Raw genomic sequence first — 887 nt, forward strand, 5'->3', positions numbered from 1 at the left:
GTTGTTGGAAGTGGCATTGGATTATCTGGCAGTCGGGATTGATCCGGATAAGACGACCATTTTGGTACAAAGCCAAATCCCGGCGCTTTTTGAGTTGACTGCTTATTATCTTGATTTAGTGACAGTCAATCGCTTGGAACGCAATCCGACAGTGAAGGCAGAGATTAAGCAAAAAGCGTTTGGCGACAGCGTTCCCGCGGGATTCTTTATTTATCCGGTGAGTCAGGCGGCAGATATTACCGCTTTTAATTCTACCACGGTCCCGGTTGGCGATGATCAGGAACCGATGCTTGAACAAACACGTGCAATCGTGCGCACGTTCAATCGGACCTATCACAAAGATGTCTTAGTCGCACCAGAAGGCTACTTCCCGCCAAAAGGTCTGGGACGACTGCCGGGGATTGACGGTAACGCCAAAATGAGCAAGAGCCTGAACAATGGCATTTACCTAGCCGATGATGCTGATACTGTTCAAAAGAAGATTATGTCGATGTATACCGATCCAAATCACATTCATGTCAGCGATCCGGGTAAGGTGGAAGGCAATGTTGTCTTCACTTATTTGGATATTTTTGATCCGGACAAGGACCAGGTGGCTAAGTTGAAGGAGCAATATCAACATGGCGGCTTAGGTGATGTGAAGATCAAGCGCTACTTAATTGACGTGATGGAGGCGGTTCTTGAGCCAATTCGGACGCGGCGGGCCCACTATGCCGAAGATATGAGTGCAGTGGCCTAAATGCTTCAGCAAGGGTCGGCACAAGCTAAGGATGTCGCGAATCAAACGCTGCAAGAAGTCCGTGGTGCGATCGGCTGTAACTATTTCAAGTAGGTCATTGCGTCTTAAGCCCGATGGGGAATGCATCCATGATGGGAAAATATAAAGG

Annotated in this window: 1 pseudogene; it reads left to right on the forward strand. The window is 48.3% G+C overall.

Going from position 1 to position 887, the window contains the following annotated elements:
• Nucleotides 1–832 (forward strand): annotated as a pseudogene (trpS, locus tag ACWPVL_RS11705) (tryptophan--tRNA ligase); the annotation flags it as partial.
• Between the last annotated feature and the right edge of the window lie 55 nt (nucleotides 833–887).

It is taken from the genome of Streptococcus sp. Marseille-Q8145, from assembly GCF_965112035.1.